Genomic DNA, 1,166 nt, shown 5'->3' with positions numbered 1-1,166 from the left:
CGAGGAAGCCAAGTCGCTCGAGACCGAGCTCGACGTCGTCGAGGGCATGCAGTTCGACCGTGGCTACATCTCGCCCTACTTCGTCACTAACGCCGACAAGATGCGCGCCGAGATGGACGATGCCTACATCCTCATCAACGAGAAGAAGCTCTCCTCGCTGAACGAGCTGCTGCCGCTGCTCGAGGCCGTGGTGCAGACCGGCAAGTCGCTGGTCATCGTCGCCGAGGACGTCGAGGGCGAGGCCTTGGCCACGCTCGTTGTGAACCGTCTTCGCGGAGGTCTGAAGGTCGCGGCCGTCAAGGCCCCGGGCTTCGGCGATCGCCGCAAGGCCATGCTGCAGGACATCGCGATCCTGACCGGCGGCCAGGCCATCTCGGAAGACCTCGGCATCAAGCTCGAGAACGTCACGCTGCAGATGCTCGGCCGCGCCAAGAAGGTGATGATCGACAAGGAGAACACCACGATCGTCAACGGCGCCGGCAAGAAGGCCGACATCGACGCCCGGATTACCCAGATCAAGGCGCAGATCGAGGAGACCACCTCGGACTACGACCGTGAGAAGCTGCAGGAGCGTCTCGCCAAGCTCGCGGGCGGCGTCGCGGTGATCCGCGTCGGCGGCGCGACCGAGGTCGAGGTGAAGGAGCGCAAGGATCGCGTGGATGACGCGATGCACGCGACCCGCGCGGCGGTCGAGGAAGGCATCCTGCCGGGCGGCGGCGTCGCCCTGCTCCGTGCCTCCGAACACCTGAAGGGCATCCGCACCAAGAACGACGACCAGAAGACCGGCGTCGAGATCGTGCGCAAGGCGCTGTCGGCGCCCGCTCGCCAGATCGCGATCAATGCCGGTGAAGACGGCTCGGTCATCGTCGGCAAGATCCTGGAGAAGGACCAGTACGCGTTCGGCTTCGACGGCCAGACCGGCGAATACGGCAACCTGGTGAGCAAGGGCATCATCGATCCGACCAAGGTGGTGCGCACCGCGATCCAGAACGCCGCTTCGGTTGCGGCGCTCCTGATCACCACCGAGGCGATGGTTGCCGAGCTGCCGAAGAAGGCCTCAGCCGGCGCCGGAATGCCTCCAGGCGGCGGCATGGGCGGCATGGACTTCTAGCAGTCTGCTGAAAAGCCCAGAAATTGAAGCATTGCTGTGTGTTTGGGCAGGTGGT

General features: G+C 64.9%; 1 protein-coding gene. It reads left to right on the top strand.

Annotation, left to right across the window (positions count from 1 at the left end; all coding sequences use genetic code 11):
- Positions 1 to 1,111, top strand: a 1,111-nt coding sequence (groEL, locus tag ACFFWD_RS34485) for a chaperonin GroEL (RefSeq protein ID WP_376973154.1), incomplete at its 5' end; no start/stop codon positions are given.
- Between the last annotated feature and the right edge of the window lie 55 nt (positions 1,112 to 1,166).

The sequence above is a fragment of the Bradyrhizobium erythrophlei genome (assembly GCF_042430365.1).
Taxonomy (GTDB): Bacteria; Pseudomonadota; Alphaproteobacteria; order Rhizobiales; family Xanthobacteraceae; genus Bradyrhizobium; species Bradyrhizobium erythrophlei.
This window is presented reverse-complemented; position numbering and strand designations above follow the sequence as displayed.